Origin of the sequence: Pseudacidovorax sp. 1753 (assembly GCF_040544975.1) — a bacterium.
Classification (GTDB): domain Bacteria; phylum Pseudomonadota; class Gammaproteobacteria; order Burkholderiales; family Burkholderiaceae_C; genus Xenophilus.
This window is the reverse complement of sequence record NZ_JBEPKY010000008.1, coordinates 112,190-129,328: the sequence shown is the minus strand read 5'-3', so window position 1 is coordinate 129,328 and position 17,139 is coordinate 112,190. Positions and strand designations below refer to the sequence as shown.

At 71.5% G+C, this 17,139-nt stretch carries 14 protein-coding genes; 6 read left to right on the top strand and 8 right to left on the bottom strand.

What is annotated here, in order from left to right:
• Position 1: 1 nt before the first annotated feature.
• Positions 2 to 1,372: a glycosyltransferase family protein gene (locus tag ABIC63_RS11675; protein ID WP_354319873.1), complete on the bottom strand. Its 1,371-nt coding sequence runs from the start codon at positions 1,370 to 1,372 to the stop codon at positions 2 to 4.
• 125 nt (positions 1,373 to 1,497) lie between these two features.
• Between ABIC63_RS11675 and ABIC63_RS11670 the strand changes: the two genes are divergently transcribed.
• The 4 genes from ABIC63_RS11670 to ABIC63_RS11655 are packed head-to-tail and all read left to right on the top strand — an operon-like array spanning position 1,498 to position 7,851.
• On the top strand, positions 1,498 to 2,412 hold the full coding sequence (locus ABIC63_RS11670; protein ID WP_354319872.1) for a glycosyltransferase family 32 protein: 915 nt from the start codon (positions 1,498 to 1,500) through the stop codon (positions 2,410 to 2,412).
• Positions 2,409 to 3,584, top strand: a complete 1,176-nt coding sequence (locus ABIC63_RS11665; protein WP_354319871.1) for a glycosyltransferase family 4 protein — start codon at positions 2,409 to 2,411, stop codon at positions 3,582 to 3,584. The genes ABIC63_RS11670 and ABIC63_RS11665 overlap by 4 nt, the downstream gene beginning before the upstream one ends.
• Positions 3,581 to 6,157, top strand: a complete 2,577-nt coding sequence (locus ABIC63_RS11660) for a glycosyltransferase (RefSeq protein WP_354319870.1) — start codon at positions 3,581 to 3,583, stop codon at positions 6,155 to 6,157. Before ABIC63_RS11665 ends, ABIC63_RS11660 begins: the two co-directional genes overlap by 4 nt.
• The gene (locus tag ABIC63_RS11655; RefSeq protein WP_354319869.1) at positions 6,154 to 7,851 is read left to right on the top strand and encodes a hypothetical protein; all 1,698 of its coding nucleotides are present in this window, start codon (positions 6,154 to 6,156) and stop codon (positions 7,849 to 7,851) included. The genes ABIC63_RS11660 and ABIC63_RS11655 overlap by 4 nt, the downstream gene beginning before the upstream one ends.
• On the opposite strand, the gene ABIC63_RS11650 is transcribed toward ABIC63_RS11655, so the two are convergent.
• The 6 genes from ABIC63_RS11650 to pncB all read right to left on the bottom strand — a co-directional run bounded on the left by ABIC63_RS11650 (position 7,839) and on the right by pncB (position 15,608).
• Positions 7,839 to 9,188 carry an amidohydrolase family protein gene (locus ABIC63_RS11650; RefSeq protein WP_354319868.1) on the bottom strand — a complete coding sequence of 450 codons (1,350 nt, stop codon included), beginning with the start codon at positions 9,186 to 9,188 and terminating at the stop codon, positions 7,839 to 7,841. The genes ABIC63_RS11655 and ABIC63_RS11650 overlap by 13 nt on opposite strands.
• 148 nt (positions 9,189 to 9,336) lie before the next feature.
• Positions 9,337 to 10,518, bottom strand: a complete 1,182-nt coding sequence (locus ABIC63_RS11645; protein WP_294368859.1) for an MFS transporter — start codon at positions 10,516 to 10,518, stop codon at positions 9,337 to 9,339.
• Positions 10,515 to 11,888: a DNA recombination protein RmuC gene (locus ABIC63_RS11640; protein ID WP_502935865.1), complete on the bottom strand. Its 1,374-nt coding sequence runs from the start codon at positions 11,886 to 11,888 to the stop codon at positions 10,515 to 10,517. The genes ABIC63_RS11645 and ABIC63_RS11640 overlap by 4 nt, the downstream gene beginning before the upstream one ends.
• Before the next feature lie 8 nt (positions 11,889 to 11,896).
• On the bottom strand, positions 11,897 to 12,892 hold the full coding sequence (locus tag ABIC63_RS11635) for a 2-hydroxyacid dehydrogenase (RefSeq protein ID WP_354319867.1): 996 nt from the start codon (positions 12,890 to 12,892) through the stop codon (positions 11,897 to 11,899).
• A gap of 62 nt (positions 12,893 to 12,954) precedes the next feature.
• The gene (locus tag ABIC63_RS11630) at positions 12,955 to 14,337 is read right to left on the bottom strand and encodes a sodium:proton antiporter (protein WP_354319866.1); all 1,383 of its coding nucleotides are present in this window, start codon (positions 14,335 to 14,337) and stop codon (positions 12,955 to 12,957) included.
• A gap of 53 nt (positions 14,338 to 14,390) precedes the next feature.
• A complete protein-coding gene (gene pncB / locus ABIC63_RS11625; protein ID WP_354319865.1) occupies positions 14,391 to 15,608 on the bottom strand; it encodes a nicotinate phosphoribosyltransferase in 1,218 nt (405 codons plus the stop codon).
• A gap of 211 nt (positions 15,609 to 15,819) precedes the next feature.
• Here pncB and ABIC63_RS11620 point away from each other — a divergent pair, with 211 nt between their 5' ends.
• Both ABIC63_RS11620 and ABIC63_RS11615 read left to right on the top strand, forming a co-directional pair.
• A complete protein-coding gene (locus ABIC63_RS11620) occupies positions 15,820 to 16,053 on the top strand; it encodes a CsbD family protein (protein ID WP_294368870.1) in 234 nt (77 codons plus the stop codon).
• A gap of 68 nt (positions 16,054 to 16,121) precedes the next feature.
• Complete coding sequence (locus ABIC63_RS11615; protein WP_294368873.1) at positions 16,122 to 16,532, top strand: hypothetical protein; 411 nt, start codon at positions 16,122 to 16,124, stop codon at positions 16,530 to 16,532.
• Between the two features lie 107 nt (positions 16,533 to 16,639).
• Here ABIC63_RS11615 and ABIC63_RS11610 read toward each other — a convergent pair whose 3' ends face one another.
• Entirely contained in the window at positions 16,640 to 17,077 is a 438-nt protein-coding gene (locus ABIC63_RS11610; protein ID WP_354319864.1) for an acyl-CoA thioesterase, read from the bottom strand.
• Between the last annotated feature and the right edge of the window lie 62 nt (positions 17,078 to 17,139).

The window sequence follows — 17,139 nt, the reverse complement described above, 5'->3', positions numbered from 1 at the left end:
CTCACCGCCCCGCCATCAGCCCCCGGAGAACACGCCGCGCCCGGCGCAGCGCACGCCGGGGCAGGCTGGCTGGCGGCGGCGGCACCACGGCCGGCGCCGCCGCTTCCAAGGGGGCAGCCGAATCGGCCGGAGCCGGGGCCGGCGCGGGTTCGACCCGCGCTTCGCAGCGGGCCAGCTCTTCCAGCAGCGCGTCGGCCACCGCCGCCGGTTCGATGGCGTGCCGGATGTGCTGGGCCGCCATGGCACCGCGCCGCGCCGCCTCGGCGGGGTCGGCCGCCACGGCCCGCAGCGCGGCGACGGCCGCGGCGATGTCCGGCTCGGCCCAGTGCTGGTCGGGGGTGTAGCTGCCATTGGCCTCGCCGGGCTGCACGGGCACCCGCCGGCTCTCGACGAAATAGGCCGCATCCGGCCGCAGGAAGGCCGTGGGCCCGCCCCAGCCGGTGATGATCACCGGCCGCCCGGCCTGCGCCGCCTCGAAGGCGCCCAGACCCCAGCCTTCGGCCCGGCACAGCGAGACGAAGCAGTCACCCAGTTCGTGCAGGGCATGCAGCTCGCCGTCGGGCAGTTCGTCGGTGATCAGGCAGATGGGCGGCGGCAGGCGGCCATGGCGCAGCACGGCGCGGCCCACCATGGCCTCGAACTGGGGCAGCACCGGCACGCTTTCGCCCTCGTGGCCCGGATCGCGGCGCACCCGCTCCAGGTCGTGCGCGGTGGTCTTGATGACCAGCGCGACCGGGTCGTCATGGCGGAAGGCCTCGGCGAAGGCCTCGACCAGCGGCCCGATGGACTTGCGCTCCAGCCAGGTCGACACCGTGTAGAAGATGCGCCGGCCCTGCAGCGGCGGCAGGCGCTGGAGGAGCCGCTCCCGGTCCGCCGCCGTTGCGGCGCGCGCGGGCCGGGGCAGGTGCGGCACCACCCAGATCGGGATCGTCACGCCACTGTCGCGGAACACCTGGCGGTTCCACCCGGTCGGCACGATCACGGCGTCGAGCCGGTTGATGAGCGCGGGCCAGTGGCGCGGCAGCCGGTCGGTCTCCCATACCGTGTGGCCGACCACGCAGCGGGTGCCGCGGGCGCGCTCGCGGGCGATGAAGTGCGGGTAGTACTCGGGCACGAAGTGCACGATGGCGATGTCGCACTCGCGCGCGTCGTCGCGCAGGGGCCAGAGGTCCTGGGGCCCGGCCTCCGGCGAGGCGGCCGGCGCATAGCCCAGGCCCAGCGCGCCACCAGGCAGCATGGGTTCCCACGCGATGGCGGTGCCCGCGTCCCGCAGCGCGCGCACCAGCGCCGCGGCCGCGACGGCATAGCCGCTGGTATCGCCAAGGCCGATGTAGCGCAGCGCCCGGCGGGGCGTGGGAGGACTGGGGCTCATTGCAAAAAACCGTCGTGTATATTTGACGAAACATAACAAATCGACTCAGGGGCTCCCCAAGCGGCAGCTGGGTGGTGCGCCCCGAGTGCATGGCCGCCTGCCGCCCTTTCGCGACCGCAGCCACCTTGACCGCCACTTCGCCTCCCGCGCCGGCGCGCCCCGCGCGCATCCCCAACACCTACCACTTCGTCTTCGGCCTGCGGCCGCAGACCGAGCCCTTCCACCTGCTGCACTACCTGTGCCTGGCCTCGTGCCTGCAGGTCAACCGGCCGGACCGCGTGGTGGTGCACCTGCACAACCAGCCGCACGGGCCGCTGTGGGAGCGCATCCGCCCGCGCATCGAGGTGCAGCAGATTCCCGAGCACGAGCTGCGCATCGACCTGGACTACCAGGACGACTACATCCGGCGCTTCGCCTACGCGCATGTGTCCGACTTCATCCGCCTGCGCGTACTGCATGAGCAGGGCGGCATCTATGCGGACATGGACACCCTGTTCGTGGCGCCGCCGCCGGCCGCGCTGTTCGACGAATCCTGCGTGATGGGCCATGAGCGCGTCGACGTGGGCGCGCCCTCCTCGCCCGAGGGCTCGCTGTGCAATGCGCTGATCATGGCCGAGCCCGGCTCGCCCTTCGTGCGGACCTGGATCGAGCGCATGCCGGGCGCCTTCGACGGCAGCTGGAGCAACCACTCCACCTTCCTGCCATACCGGCTCAGCCGCGAGTTCCCGGAATGGATCCGCGTCGAGCCGGAAAGCCGCTTCTTCTCGCTCGACTGGACGCGCGACGGCATCGCCGGCCTGTTCGAGCAGGACCGCACGCTGCCGCCGGACGCCACCAGCCTGCACCTGTGGGCGCACCTCTGGTGGGACGTGGACCGGCGCGACATGTCCGACTTCGACCACACGCAGCTCACGCCCGAGTACGTGGCGCAGGCGCGCACCACCTACGCCCGCCTGGCACGGCCGCACCTGCCGCCCGGCCTCGCGCCGTCGGCCCTGGGCCAGTGGTTGCGCCGGCTGTGGGGGTCGAGGGCCTCGTGAGCGACGCGCAGGTCCCGCGCGGCCGGGCCATCCTGCTGACCCATGTGCTGCCCGACCCGCAGGGCGTGGGCCTGATGCGCCGGGGCTGGCGCTGGGCCTGCGAGCTGGCGGCCACGCATGCACTCGACATCGTGCTGGTGACCCGCCATGCCGAGACGCCCGTGCCGCGCACGCCGCTGCCCGGCCGGCTGCATGTGGTGCACTGCACCGGCCCCGCCCTGGCGCCGCGCGCGCTGGCGGACTGGTTCGAGCCGGACGCGGGCGCCGCCGCGGCGCTGGCTGCCCTGCCCGGCCCGGCGCCGGGGCGCGTGCTCGTCTTCCGCTTCTACATGCACGACCTGGCGGCCCATCTGCCTGCCGCGTGGCGCGCCGTCGCCGAGATGGACTGCGACGACTGGGAGTCGGCCACGCGCCGCAGCCTGGCCGGCCTGGCCCTGCGCCACGGGCGCTGGCGTGCCGCGGCGCAGGGTCTGCTGCAGGCGCGGCGCTATGCCCGGCTGGAGCGGCAACTGCTGCCCACCTACCGCACCGTCCATCTCTCCGCCTTCGAGGACGCCGCCCGCGTGGGGCGCCTGCCGGGCATGCGCGAGGTGCACGCCAGCCCCAACCGGCTGGTGCCCGATCCGGGGCCCGACCTGCCACCACCGCCGAAGGACGGGCGCACGCTGCTCTTCGTGGGCGCGCTGTTCTATCCGCCGAACGAGGATGCGCTGCTGTGGTTCGCCCGCGCCGTGCTGCCCCGCCTGCGCCGAAGGGTGCCCGATGTGCAGGTCGTCGCGGCCGGCCGGGCCGAGGCGTCGCTGCGACAGCAGCTGGCGGCGCACGGCATCGCCTATGCGCACGAGCCCGCCGACCTGCGACCGCTGTACGCCCAGGCCACGGCCGTCATCGCGCCGGTGCGCGGCGGCGGCGGCACCAAGCTCAAGGTGCTGGAGGCCTGGCAGTACGGACGGCCCGTGGTGGCCACCTCGCATGCCGCCCGCGGGCTGGCGGTCGAGCCCGGCCGCCACCTGCTCGTGGCCGACCGCGCGGACCGCTTTGCACGGCACTGCGCCGCCCTGCTGACCGATCCGGTGCTGGCCGAGCGCCTGGTGCGCGAGGCCGGGCGCCTGCTGCATGCCGAGTACTGCCTCGCGTCGCCTTCCTCCCTCTCCTGTCCTGCGCCCGAATGACGCAGCAAGCCGCCTTGCCCGACACCCGCCCGACCGCCGCCCCGACCGCGGCCCGACCGCCCCTGCTCATCCTCTCGGTCGCCACCGGTTACGGCGGTGCCGAGCGCAACATCGAGACCCTGCTGCCCTTGCTCCTGGCCGAACGGCCGGTGACGGTCTTCGCCTGCAACCCGCTGCACCTGCAGCGGCTGCGGCACCTGGCGCATCCCGCGCTGGAGATCCACGCGGTGGACGCCGGCCGCGAAGACTTCGCCGACAGCGCCGCCCGGCTGCTTGTGCAGCGCTTCCTGGCGCTGCGGCACTCGGCCATCCTGAGCAACACGATGGACTCGGTGCGCATCCTGGCGCGGGCCGGCGGCTGGCTGCCCGGGCTGGACGTCATCGCCTGCGTCGCCGTGCACGACTTCCTGTGGTTCGACCATGCGCAGCTGCTGCCCCAGGTGCCCCGGGCCACGCTGCTGGTGCCCGACCGCGCGGTGCTCGAAAAACCCGACTACCTCGCCCGCCATGTCTGGCCGCACGGCCCCATGCGGGCGCTGGTCATGCCCAACCCGGTCGACATTCCGCCGGTGCCCGCAACCGCACTGTCGTCCGACGCGCCCTTCCTGCACCTGGCCACGGTCAACCCCTTCAAGGGCCATGCCCTGCTGGTGCAGGCCGCCGCACTGCTGGGGCCGCGCTGCCCGGACCTGCGCATCGCATCGGTGGGCCACCGGCCCATCCCCGAGCTGTACCGCGAACTGCAGGCACAGATGGCCGAGGCCGGCGCCGCGCCCACCCTGGCCCTGCACGACCATGTGGACGATCCGTCGACGCTGCTGCGCGGGGCGCGGGCCGTGCTCGTCACCTCGGTCTCGGCCCATGGCGGACCGGAGACCTTCGGCCGCTCGATCATCGAGGCCTGGGCCCTGGGCCGGCCCGTCATCGCCTTCGCCTGCGGCGCGCCGGCGCAGCTGATCCGGCACGAGGTCGACGGCCTGCTCGTCGACGAAGGCGACGTGACGGGCCTGGCCGCCGCCATCGAGCGACTGCACCGTGACACCGCCCTGGCCGACCGGCTGGGGCAGGCCGGGCGCGAGCGGGCCCGGCGCGACTTCGCCACGCCCCGGGTGCTGGCCCAGCTCACGGCCGTGCTGGACGGCGCCTGGTGCCCCCGCCCCCACGCGCCCCCGGCCGGTGCCGGCCGGCCCGGCCCGGGGCTGCTGTTCGACGTCTCCGTCAGCCTCGAAAAGGGCTGGCACTCGCCCGTGGGCATCTCGCGGGTGGAGCACCATACCGGCGATCTGCTGGCCGCGCAGCCCGTGCCCGTTCAGCTGGTGCGTCGCGGAGCCGACGACGGCGGCTATCGGCGGCTCACCGGACAGGAGCTGGAGTTCCTGGCCAACACGCCCGACGGCATCGGCCGGCTGGCTGCCGCCGAACTGGCCAACACGCCATTGCCGCCGCCGCGCGTGCCGCAGTCGGTGGGGCGCAGCCTGCGCGCGCTGGGCGCTTTCCAGGGCGGCAGGGCGCGCCTGCGCCGGCTGGCGGACAGCCGCCTCGGCCGCTGGCTGCATGGCCGTGCACTGGCCAATGTGCGCATCGCCCCCATCAGCGCGGGACCCTACGGGCCCGGCCCGGGCGATGTGCTGCTGAGCGTCTCCAACCCCTGGGACTATGTGAGCGTCCCGATCTTCCAGGCGCTGCGCGCGCGCGGCGTGCGCGTGGTGCTGGCCGTGCACGACCTGATGGTGTGGGAGACGCCGCAGTGGACCGCCGGCCGCGATCCGCGCCAGTACACGGCCGACATGCTCGGCGTCATCGCCGAGGCGGACCAGCTGGTGGCCGTCTCGCGCCACACGGCGCGCCAGGTACAACGCGCGATGGCGGAGGCGGGCCGCGCCGCGCCGCCCCTGCGCATGGCAGCCCCCGCCGGCCTGGACACCGGCCCCGCGCGGCCGGGCGCACCACCGCCGGGCCTGGACCTGGCCCGGCCCTTCGTCCTGTACTGCTCGACCCTCGAGATCCGCAAGAACCACATCCTGCTGCTGCATGTGTGGGAGCAGCTGCGGCAGCGGCTGCCGGCCGGGCGCCTGCCGATGCTGGTGCTCGCCGGCCGCTGGGGCTGGGGCGTGGACGGCGCCCGGCTGGCGGTGGAACGCAACTGGCGGCTGGTGCCCGATGTGCGGGTGGTGGAATCGCCGCGGGACGAGCATCTGCAGTGGCTGTACCGGCATGCCCGCTTCGCCGTCTTCCCGTCCTTCACCGAAGGCTTCGGCCTGCCGGTGGCCGAGAGCCTGGCGGCGGGCACGCCGGTGGTGCTGTCGGACCATCCGGCCATCGTGGAAGCCTCGGCCGGCCTGATGCCCGCGCTCGACCCGGACGACGGGCCCGCCTGGCGCCGCGAGATCGAGCGCCTGTGCATGGACGATGCCTACCTGGCCCAGCTGCGCGGCCGGGCCCGCGCGTACCGCGCCGCGCCGGCGGACGGCCTGCCGCGCGCCCTGCTCGACGCCACCGGCCTGATGCCGGGCCGGCCCGCCGAGGTCGCGGAACGGTCAGGCCCCCAGGAAGCGCCGGTGCTGTGGCCATGAACACCTCCTCGGCCGATCGGAACGAAGCCCACCGGCCGGGCGATACGCAGGAGGCAGCACGGCCCGCCCAGGCCCTGCGCGCGGCCCTGCAGCATCTGCAAAGCCGCCTGCAGGCGCAGGAAGCGCAACTCGACCTGCACCGCCGCGAACTCGACGCGCGGGCGGCCGAACTGGCCGAACGCCACGCCGCGCTGACCGACCGGCAGGCCGAGGTGGCCCGTCTGAACGAGGAACTGGCCCGACGGGACGCAGAGATTGCGGGGCTGCGCCATGCCGCCGCACTGGCGGCCGCCCGGCAGCCCTTCGCCCGCCGTGTGCTGCGCCGGCTGGCGCGCGACCTTCGCCGGCTGCTGCGCCACGCGGTCCCGGCCCCGGCGGCGGTCGCTCCTGCCGCTGTGCCGGCCGCCACGCCAGCGGTGGCGCCTCCACCGCCCACCGAACAGGCCGCGCCGGCGCCCGTGCAGGACTACCGCACCCGCATGCGGGCGTTGCGCGCCTCGGGGCAGCTCGCGGCCGTGCGCACGGTGAGGCTCGTCGCCCCGGCCCTGTGGCAGGACATCGCCTCGGCCGTGGCGGGGCTGCTGGAGGCCCTGTCGCTGCAGTGCACGGTGCACGCCGCCATGCCGGCCGATTTCACCGACGACCTGTACCTGGTGCTGGACCCGCGCGCCTTCACGGTGCTGCCTCCGGCCGACCGGCGCATCCTGTGGCAGGTGCCGGACGAGCAAGGCGTGGCCGGCGACGCCGACCCGCTGCAGGCCCGGCTGCAGGAGTCGCTCGCGGTGTTCGAGGCCGTGCAGCCGCGCATTGCCAGGCTGCTGGCCGACGGGCTGGTGCAGCACCAGATCTTCCATGTGCCGCTGCCACCGGCCGACGCGGCCCCGGCCGCGCTGGACGACCGCACGCCCTTCGGCCTGCCGCACCTGCTGGCCCGGGCACTGCATGGCTGTGGCGTGCTGGACGATGCCGCCTTCGAGGCCGCCACCGCCGGCACCCGCCTGGACGGCGAGGCCGTGGTGCTCTGCCTGCCCGAGGCGCCGGAGCGCTTCGCCCATGCGCGCGAAAGCCTGCGCCACGGCGCCGTGCTCTTTCCGGGACTTCGCCATGTGGACGGCTGGAAGGGCACGGCGCTCAGCTACCGCGACCTGGCGCGCCGCACGCTGCAGGCCGGGCGCGACAGGCTGCTGGTGTGGGAGGACGACGCCCGGCTGCCGACGGACTTCGACACCCGTCTGCCCGCGCTGCTGGCACAGCTGGATGCGCACCCCGAGCGCTGGGACCTGTTCTCGGGCCTGCTCACCGACCTCTCGCCCCAGGCGCGGGTGCTGGACGTGCAGCCCTACGGCAGCGACCTGCTCATCCGGCTCGACTCGGTGATCGGCATGGTCTTCGGCCTCTACGGCCCGCGGGCCCTGCAAGCCCTGGCCGACTACCGCTTCGAGGGCGAGGACGTGATGAAGAACACCATCGACCGCTACCTCGAAGCGCTGGGCCTGCGCTGCTGCACGCTGTTTCCGCCCCTGGTCGGGCACGACGACCACCTGGCGTCCACGCTGTGGGCACCCAACGGCGTGCGCTTTGCCAGCAATGCCTCCATGAACGCCATGATCGACCGCAGCCAGGTGCGGCTCCTGTCGAAGGTGGCGGACTTCCTGGACGGCGGCCCTGCGCCGCAGGAACCTCAGCGCCAGTAGTCGCGCCCCTGCGCGCCCCAGAGCGCGCGCGATGCCGCCTCGGCCTCGGCGCAGACGGTGTCCATGTCCACTTTGGTGGGCAGGCCGTCCTCCACCAGCAGCTCGCCCTGCACCGCCACATGGCGCACGTCCCGGCCCTGGCCGCAGTGCACCAGGGCGCCCAGCGGATTCACATGCGGTCGCAGGTGCGGGCGACGGCCATCGATGACCACGAAGTCGGCCGACTTGCCCACGGCCAGGCTGCCGATCTCGGCCTCCAGGCCCAGCGCCCGGGCACCGCCCATCGTGGCCATGTCGAAGACATGGTGCGGCTGCCAGCCGTCGTCGACGCCGCCTTCCTGCACCCGGGCCGTGGCCAGCGCCCAGCGCATCAGCTCGACCATGTCGCCATGCTGCGTGTCGGTGGCCAGTGCCATGTTCACGCCCGCGCGCTGGAGCATGGGGGTGGGCGCCAGCCGGCCCGAGGCGGCGTTGCACTTGGGGATGTGCACCGCATGCGCGCCGGCCTCGGCCATGCGGGCGGCATCGGCCTCGCTCACGTAGATGCAGTGCCCGCCCATCAGCCGCTCGTTGAGCAGGCCGGTGTCGGCCAGCACCTCGGTGGAGCTGCGGCCGGTGCGCGCGCGCACGCGCTCGACCTCCACCTTGCTCTGGCCCAGGTGGGTGCTGACGCGCAGCCCGCGTGCGGCGGCGGCCTCGCCCACCTCGCGCAGGAAGGCGTCGGAGCAGGTGTCCACCGCATGCGCCGCCAGGTTGACGTGCACCCGCGGATGGCCCTGCCAGCGATCGTGCAGCGCCAGCCCGGCCCCCAGCGTGGCCTGGCCGATGGCGGCGCTGTGGTGCCAGTCGCCATGGGCCACGCGCGCGAAGTCCACGTCGTGGATGCGCCAGCTCGGCGCCAGGCGAAGGCCCAGTTCGGCCATCGCCTCGGTGCAGATGTCGGCATGCACGAAGTTGTCGCCCACCAGGGTGGAGCCGGCCAGCAGCGCCTCCAGCGCGCCCAGACGGGCCAGGGCGCGGGCCTGCGCCTCGTCGACCTGCGTGCCCTTGGGAATGCCCGGCGTGTACGAAGGCGCAAAGCCCAGGTCGGCCGCCACGCCGCGCACCATGCTGAGGATGCTGTGGGTGTGGACGTTCACGAAGCCGGGCGTCACGAAATGGTCGGTCAGCTGCAGCGTGCGGTCGGCGGTGTACTGCGCGGGGGGCTGGGCATCCAGCCAGGCGATGCGGCCATCGCGCACGCCAAGGGCGGCACCGCGGATCTCGGGGCGGGCGGGGTCGGCCGTCAGCGCGATGGCATCGAGCAGCAGCAGGTCGAAGTGGAGGGGTTCGGTCATGGGCACTTTCGGGCCGGTTTGGTGCACCGGCGGGAGGGATGCCGAAGCGCAAGCAATCGACGTGCCATTTTGTATCCAATCCATGTCCAGTTTGTGGACACTCAGGCCGCGGCGGCCCAGCTCTTCCCCTTGCCGGCCGCGCTGGCGCTCAGCCGCGGTGGTCGTCGGGCGCCTGCAGCCCCCGCACGGCCGGCGTGCCCACCGCCATCACCGCGCCCACCACCCAGAACACGCCGGCCACGCCGATCAGCGCGCCCAGCGAGCCGAAGAGCAACGGCATCACCACGCTCGACGCATTAATGGTCATGAGCCGCAGCCCCAGCGCCTCACCCTGGCGGTGATGCGGCGTGATCTGGTGCAGCATGCTCATCACCATAGGCTGCACGGCGCCGAGCGCGAAGCCCAGCAGCACGGAGCAGGCCCCCATCGCCCACGGATCGCGCAGCAGCGGATAGAGCGCGAACACGGCCAGCACCACCAGGTTGGAGGTCAGAATCACCTGCCGCTCGGTGGCCCGCGCCGCCAGCACCGGCAGCAGCATGCGCACCAGCGCCGCCGCGATCGCGAAGCCACCCAGCAGGGTGCCGATGACCGAGGCGCCCAGCCCCCGCTCGTGACCCAGCAGCGGCAGCACGAAGGCATGCACGTCCCAGCTGCAGGACTGCATCCAGTTGACGAACAGCAGGCGCCGGAACATGGGCTCGCGCAGCAGGTCCCAGGCGCGGGTGCCGGGCGCATGCACGGCGGGCGCGGCCGAAGGCGCTTCCCGCGTGGGCCGCACCAGCATCCAGCACGCCAGCGGCAGCGTCGCCAGGAAAGCGAAGCAGATCGCGTAGGCCCGCGCATCGCCGGCCGTGCTGCCGGCATGGTCGATCAGCAGGCCGGCCGCGAAGGGTCCGAAGAAGTTGGCACCGGCCGGCGCGATGGCCAGCCAGCTGAACACCTGCCGCAATTGCGCCGTGCCCTGCGCCGCCCGGCCCACATGCCGTTGCAGCGCGATGACCGTGGCGCCGGTGGCACCGCCGGTGAGCAGGGCCGACACGCACATGGCCGGAAAGGCCGGCCACAGCAGCGGCAGCAATGCCCCGACGAAGGCGGCGGTCACGGCCATCGCCATCGGCCGCTTCAGGCCATGCCGGTCCACGTAGCGGCCGGCCGGCAGGGCCAGGAAGACCTGCGTCAGCGCGAACAGCGCGATCAGCACGCCCACCGAGGCGGCACCGTGCCCTTGCTGCAGCGCCAGCAGCGGCGCCGCCAGCCGGATGCCGGCCATGGTGGCGTGCAGGCAGACCTGCGCCGCGATCAATCGCGCGAGTTCGGCGCCGCTCACGGCGCGCCGCCCTCCTCGGACTCTTCTGCGTCGGCCGCCGCCTCGGCCACCGTGGGCAGCAGCTGCTGCGCCTGGGCATCGGGCAGGGCCTCGACGCTGCGCAGCTTGCGCGTCAGCACATTGGTGCGGGTCTGCGTCTGGTCCAGCGTGTTGAGCACGGTCTGCGTCTGGCGCTTGACCTTGTCCAGCACCTCGCCGAACTTCATGAACTCGGTCTTCACGGCGCCCAGCACCTGCCAGACCTCGCTGCTGCGCTTTTCGAGCGCCAGGGTGCGAAAGCCCATCTGCAGCGAATTGAGCATGGCCAGCAGCGTCGTGGGGCCCGCCAGCGTCACACGGTGGTCGCGCTGCAGCGCTTCCATCAGGCCCGGCCGGCGCAGCACCTCGGCATACAGGCCCTCGGTGGGCAGGAAGAGGATGGCGAAGTCGGTGGTGTGCGGCGGGCACACGTACTTCTCGTGGATGCCGCGCGCCTCCAGGCGGATGCGCGTCTCCAGCGCCTTGGCCGCCACCTCCACCGCCAGGGCGTCGGCGCGCTGCTGGGCATCGAGCAGGCGCTCGTAGTCCTCGTTGGGAAACTTCGCGTCGATGGGCAGCCACACCGGCGTGCCGTCGGCGCTTCGGCCCGGCAGTCGGATGGCGAAGTCCACCACCTGGCGCGACTCCGGATGGGTGGCGACCTGGGCCGCGTACTGCTCGGGCGCCAGCACCTGCTCCAGCAGCGCGGCCAGTTGGGCCTCACCGAACATGCCGCGGGTCTTGACGTTGGTCAGCAGGTGCTTGAGGTCGCCCACGCCCTGGGCCAGCGTCTGCATCTCGCCCAGGCCCTTGTAGACCTGCTCCAGCCGCTCGGCCACCTGGCGGAAGCTCTCGCCCAGTCGCGCTTCGAGGGTGCTCTGCAGCTTTTCGTCGACCGTCTGGCGCATCTCCTCCAGCTTGGCGCTGTTGCTGGCCTGCAACTGGGCCAGCTGCGTCTCCATGGTCGTGCGCACCTCGGCGATGCGGCGGGCATTGGATTCGCTCAGGCCCTGCAGCTGGCGGGTGAGCGTCTCGGCCAGCGACTGGCGGAGCGTGCCGATCTGCTGCGCGAAAGCATCGAGCTGCGCGTTCTGCGTCCGCGTGGCCTCGGCGCCCTGGGCCAGCAGGGTCTGCTGGAAGGTAGCCAGCGCGGCGGCGCTTTCCTGGCGGCCGGCGCGGGCGTTGTCGGCGATCTCGCGGCGCAGTGCGCGTTCGTTGCGCTCCAGCAGCGCCTGGATCGGGGCCGCCAGTTGCCCTACGTCGGGCTCGGCGGGCCGGCGCAGCAGCAGCACGGCCAGCAGTAGGAGGTTCAGCAGCCCAAGACCCAGCAGCAGCCAGTCCTGCAGCGTCATCGCCTCCGTCATTGACCGCGCACCCGGCCCAGCACCTGCGGATTGACGGGCGTGCGCGGCTGGCCGGTGGTGAGGAAGGCGATCAGGTTGTCCACGGCCAGGTCGGCCATGGCACGGCGGGTGGCGGTCGTGGAACTGGCGATGTGGGGCGTGAGCACCACGTTGGGCACGGCGAGCAGGTCGGGGTGCACCTTGGGCTCGCCCTCGAACACGTCGAGGCCGGCGGCGGCGATGCGCCGGTCCTTCAGCGCCTGGGCAAGGGCCGCGTCGTCCACGATGCCGCCGCGGGCGATGTTGACCAGCGTGGCCGTCGGCTTCATCTGCGCCAGCTCGGCCGCGCCGATGCTGTGGTGGTTGGCGGGCGTGTAGGGCAGCACCAGCACCAGGTGGTCGGCGGTGCGCAGCAACTCGTCCTTGGCGACATACGTCGCCTTGCATTCGGTCTCCAGCTCGGGCGAGAGGCGCGAGCGGTTGTGGTAGACCACCTTCATGCCGAAGCCGTGCGCGCCGCGGCGGGCGATGCCCTGGCCGATGCGGCCCATGCCCAGGATGCCCAGCGTGCTGCCATGCACCTCGGCGCCGGCGAACATGTCGAAGGACCACTTGGTCCACTGGCCGGCGCGCAGGAAATGCTCGCTCTCGGTGATGCGGCGGGCCGTGGCCATCAGCAGCGCGAAGCCGAAGTCGGCCGTGGTCTCGGTCAGCACGTCGGGCGCATTGGTGCCCAGCACGCCGCGGGCCGTCATGGCGTCCACGTCGAAGTTGTTGAAGCCCACCGCCATGTTGGCGCAGATGCGCAGCTGCGGGCAGGCGTCGAGCACCTCGGCGTCGATGCGCTCGCTGCCGGTGGTGAACACGCCCACCTTGCCCTGCAGGCGGCGGATCAGTTCGGCCTTGGACCAGAGATCGTCGGCGGGATTGGCCTCGACCTCGAAATGCTCGGCGAGCCGCGCCACGGCTTCGGGAAAGACGGCGCGGGCGACGAGGACGGCGGGCTTGCTCATGGATGTTTCCGTTTTTCGAAAGAGCCGCCGATGCGGGTCGGCCGCCAACGGCCGCGCCCCGCTCAGCGGAAGAAGATGAAGGTGACGAGCACGAACAGCGGTAGCAGCACCGCGCCCGACCACGCCATGTAGCCGAAGAAGCTGGGCATGCGCACGCCGCGGTCCTCGGCGATGGCCTTGACCATCAGGTTGGGCGCGTTGCCGATGTAGCTGTTGGCGCCCATGAACACGGCACCGGCCGAGATGGCGGCCAGGGTCGCGGCATGGGTGGTCATGAGGGTGGCGGGGTCGCCACCCGCGGTGTTGAAGAACACCAGGTAGGTCGGCGCGTTGTCCAGGAAGGAGCTCAGCAGCCCCGTGGCCCAGAAGTACATGGCGGGCTCGGGCTGGCCGTCGGGCCGGGTCACGGCCGACACCACGGCGCCGAAGGGGCCGGCCGTGCCGGCACGCAGCATGGCGATCACCGGCACGATGGTCAGGAAGATGCCGGCGAAGAGCTTGGCCACCTCCAGCATGGGGCCCCAGCCGAACTGGTTGGCCTCGTGCACCTCGCGCTTCGTCAGCGCCAGCGACAGCAGCGTCACGCCGACCAGGCCCACGTCGCGCACCAGCCCCGGCAGGCCCACGGGCGTGCCGGCGACGTCGAACACCACCGGGCTCTTCCACAGGCCGCTCAGCAGCACCAGGCCCAGCACCACCGCCAGCAGCGCGAAGTTGACCTGGCCCTCGAAGCGCACGCCGCGCGTGTCGGGCGTGGGGTCGACGGGCATCACGCCTTCGTTGCGGTAATAGAAGCGGTCGAGCACGAAGAAGATGCCCAGCAGGCACAGCAGGACGAAGCCCGTGTCGGGCAGCAGGTGCCAGGTGGTCCAGAAGAAGTCCACGCCCTTGAGGAAGCCCAGGAACAGCGGCGGGTCGCCCAGCGGTGTGAGCGAACCGCCCACGTTGGAGACGATGAAGATGAAGAACACCACCACATGCGCCTTGTGCCTGCGGTTGTCGTTGGCACGGATGAGCGGACGGATCAGCAGCATCGACGCACCCGTGGTGCCCATGATGCTGGCCAGCAGGCCTCCGATGGCCAGCAGCCCGGTGTTGAGCCCCGGAGAGCCGTGCAGGTTGCCGCGGATGTAGATGCCGCCCGACACCGTGAACAGCGCCGTCAGCAGTACGATGAAGGGGATGTACTCGGCCAGCAGCGCGTGCACCACCTGCGCGCCGGCGAGGCCTGGCCCGAAGACGGCCGCGAAGGGCAGCAGGAAGGCCAGCGCCCAGGCTGCCGCCACCTTGCCGAAATGGTGGTGCCAGAAGGTGGGCACCAACAGCGGCATCAGTGCAATCGACAGCAGGATGCCCGCGAAGGGCAGGCCCCACAGCGGCGACAGCGCGGCACCGTCGAAGGTGGCCGCCTGCGAAAGCGCGGGGGCTGCCAGTGCAGCCCCCATGAAAGCCCGCGAGGGGCGGATCCGGCGAAGAAGCGAAGTCACGTTGGCGTTGGTCAAGGCGTGGCGGGCTGGGGGATCTCGAACACCTGACGCAGGTAGGCCAGGTACTTCTCGTCGTCGCACATGCCCTTGCCCGGCGTGTCCGACAGCTTGGCGACAGGCTGGCCGTTGCAGCGGATCATCTTGATGACGATCTGCAGCGGCTCGTAGCCCAGGTCGTTGGTGAGGTTGGTGCCGATGCCGAAGGCCAGCTGGCAGCGGCCGCGGAACTGGCGATAGAGCTCGATGGTGCGCGGCACCGTCAGGCCGTCGCTGAAGATCAGCGTCTTGGTGTGCGGATCGACCCGGTTGGCCACGTAGTGGGCAATCATGCGCTCGCCCCATTCGAAGGGGTCGCCGCTGTCGTGCCGGGCGCCGTCGAAGAGCTTGCAGAAGTACAGGTCGAAGTCGCGCAGGAAGGCGCTCATGCCGTAGACGTCGGACAGCGCGATGCCCAGGTCGCCGCGGTACTCGCGGGCCCACATCTCGAAGCCGTAGATCTGGCTGTCGCGCAGCCGCGGGCCCAGGGCCTGGCAGGCCTGCAGGTACTCGTGGGCCATGGTGCCCAGCGGAAGCAGGCCGAGCTTCATCGCGAACAGCACGTTGCTGGTGCCGGCGAACTGCGGCAGCCGCTCCGCAGCGCGCGGCTGCGGGCTCACGGCGCCCAGTTCGGCCGTCAGCGTCCGCAGCACCTCCTCATGCCAGGTCTTGGAGAAGCGCCGGCGGGTGCCGTAGTCGGCGATCTTGAGGTCTTCCAGGCCCGCTTCCTTCAACTGCCCGATCTTGGCCTGCAGGCGCCGGCGGCCTTCCTCCAGGTCGGGCTGCCGCTGCGTATTGCGGAAGTACACCTCGTTGACGATGGCCAGCACCGGGATCTCGAACAGGATGGTGTGCAGCCACGGGCCCTTGATGTGGATGTCGATCTCGCCGGTGGCCGCGTCGGGCACGATCTCGATGTACTTCTCGTTGAGCCGGAACAGGCCCAGGAAGTCGACGAAGTCGCTCTTGATGAAGCGCATGGAGCGCAGGTAGGCCAGCTCGGCGTCCTTGAACTGCACGCTGCACAGGGCCCGTACCTCCTCGCGGATCTCGGCCGCGAAGCGCGCCAGGTTCACACCCGGGTTGCGGCACTTGAAGCGGTACTCGACCTTGGCGCCCGGGAAGTGGTGGAGCACCACCTGCATCATCGTGAACTTGTACAGGTCGGTGTCGAGAAGGCTCTGGATGATCATGAAAACGGCTCGGCGCGGGGCGGCGCGGTTGTCTCCCCGGAAAGGCTGGCTTTCCGGCACCGGAAATGGTGAGACGGATTATCACGGTCATGGTGCGCCTGCGCCTACGAGCCATCCTTTGGGCGTCCTACCGGGGCGGCACCGTACCCCCACCACAGTGCATAGCACGGCGGCACCGACAGGGCCCCGCAAGCAACCCAAAGGAGATCCCATGAACAAGGACATCATCGAAGGCAACTGGAAGCAGTTGAAGGGCAAGGTCAAGGAGCAATGGGGCAAGCTGACCGACGACGACTTCGACGTCGTGGCCGGCAAGCGCGACCAGCTGCTGGGCAAGATCCAGGAACGTCATGGCATCAGCCGCGACGAGGCAGAAGCGCAAGTCAAGGCCTGGGAAAGCGCCGAAGGCCGCACCCCCGCCGCCCTGTGGATGGAAAAGTACTGAGCGCGCTGCGCCACTTCCTCCGAACCCGAACAACCGAATTTCAATCGTTGCCCAAGGAGCACCACACCATGAAGAAGACCGCACTCACCCTCGCCATTGCCACCGGCTGCCTGTTCGGCGCCGTCCAGGCCAGCGCCATGACCAAGGACGAGTACAAGGCCGAGAAGGACAAGATCTCCGCCCAGTACAAGGCCGACAAGGCCCAGTGCGACACGCTGAAGGACAACGCCAAGGACGTGTGCGAGAAGGAAGCCAAGGGCAAGGAAAACATCGCCAAGGCCGAACTGGAGCAGTCCTACAAGCCCAGCAACAGCCACGCCAAGAAGGTTGCCGAGGCCAAGGCCGATGCTGCCTACGACGTGGCCAAGGAAAAGTGCGACGACATGAGCGGCGATGCCAAGAACGCCTGCCAGTCGCAGGCCAAGGCCGACCATGAGAAGGCCAAGGCCGACATCAAGGCCATGGTCGCCAAGAAGTAATTTGTCTCCTCGCGTTTGACGGAAGCGCTTTGGCGGCACCTTCGGGTGCCGCTTTTTTATGGGCGGTCCCGGGCGGGGCTGCCTTTTCCGTCTTGAAGACGCCCCCGTCAGCGCAGGGTGTCGAGCACCGCGAGCAAGGCCGGGGGCAAAGCCACCGGCCGCTGCGTGGCCCGGTCGACATAGACATGCACGAAGTGGCCCTGGGCCGCAGCGGTTGGCGCCCCTTCGGCGAACAGTCCGACCTCGTAGCGCACGCTGCTGCTGCCCACGTGCGCCACGCGCACGCCGGCCTCGATGGCCTGAGGGAAGGCCAGCGGCGCGAAATAGTTGCACTGCGTCTCGACGACGAAGCCGATGGTGCTGCCCTGGTGGATATCCAGGGCGCCGCGCTCGATCAGCAGCGCGTTCACCGCCGTGTCGAACCAGCTGTAGTAGACGACGTTGTTGACATGCCCGTAGATGTCGTTGTCCATCCAGCGGGTGGTGATCGGACGGAAGGCGCGGTAATGGTCGCGCGGCTGGGGCGTGGGGCGGGCGCTGCTCATGGGCGGCGATTCTGCCGGGCGCCCCGAATAGGGGCTGTCACCTAAAAATGCTGCATCGCAGC